At 42.3% G+C, this 1368-nt stretch carries 1 pseudogene; it reads left to right on the top strand.

The window, feature by feature from the left end:
* Positions 1-1368, top strand: a pseudogene (locus tag BMX02_RS11975) (hypothetical protein); the annotation flags it as partial.

Genomic DNA, 1368 nt, shown 5'->3' on the forward strand with positions numbered 1-1368 from the left:
GTCAGTGTCTCTGCAACTGATGCTGCTGGTAACACTGCGGTGGATACCTCCGCAAGTTATACTGGTACCACTCCTGATGTCACTCCACCGTCAAGTGTAACCGGTTTAGGTGAAACAAGTGTTGCTAGCCGTTCTATTGCATGGTCTTGGACAAATCCATTTGACAGTGATTTCAGTCATACCGAGATCTATCTTGATGGTGTTTTCATTACCAATGTCGATGCTCCGGGCAATATCTATTTAGCATCCCATCTCTCTGAATCTACCACATACCAGATCAGCACTAGGACTGTTGATAATAATGGTAACATCAATACTAACTGGGTCAATGATACTGCAACCACCCTTGATCGTTCTGCACCAGCCAGTGTGACCGGTTTGGCAGAATCCAGTGTTACTGTTAGTTCCATCACCTGGTCCTGGACAAATCCATATGACAGTGATTTCAGTCATACTATGGTCTATCTTGATGGTGTTTTTATGACCAATGTGAGCACTCCGGGGAATTCGTATTTAGCATCCGGTCTTTCTGAATCTACCACATACCAGATCAGCACTAGAACTGTTGATAATAATGGTAACATCAACACTAACTTGGTCAATGATAATGCAACTACCCTTGATTTTACTGCACCATCCAGTGTGACCGGTTTGGTAGAATCCAATGTTACTGTTAGTTCCATCACCTGGTCCTGGACTAATCCATCTGACAGTGATTTAAGTCATGCTATGATCTATCTTGATGGTGTTTTCATTACCAATGTCAATGCTCCTGGTAATTCATATATGGTCAGCGGACTTTCTGAATCTACCACACACCAGATCAGTATCAGAACTGTTGATACTAACGGTAACATCAACACTAACTTGGTTAATGATACTGCAACCACCCTTGATCTTACTCCACCGTCTAGTGTAACCGGTTTGGCAGAATCCAGTACTACTGGTAGTTCTATCACATGGTCCTGGACCAATCCATCAAACAGTGATTTCAGTCATACGATGATCTATCTTGATGGTGTGCTTAGAACCAGTATCAGTACCCCTTATAATTCATATGTAGTCACCGGTCTTTCTGAATCTACCACATACCAGATCAGTACCAGAACTGTTGATATCTACGGTAACATCAACACTGACTGGGTCAATGATAGTGCAACCACATCAAATTCAAATTCAAATTCACCATCATCCGGTGGCGGTTCTTCCGGCGGTGGCAGCAGCAGTACCACAGCCGAAGCCTTTGAGAATATAGATGTGAAAGATGTTGCAGTAAGGCATGTGATAAGAGACCTTGGAAATTCATTTACATTTAAGAATGAAGGTATTGACATTACTTACATCAACATCTCAACAGATCTTAATGTG

Source organism: Methanococcoides vulcani (assembly GCF_900111645.1).
Taxonomy (GTDB): domain Archaea; phylum Halobacteriota; class Methanosarcinia; order Methanosarcinales; family Methanosarcinaceae; genus Methanococcoides; species Methanococcoides vulcani.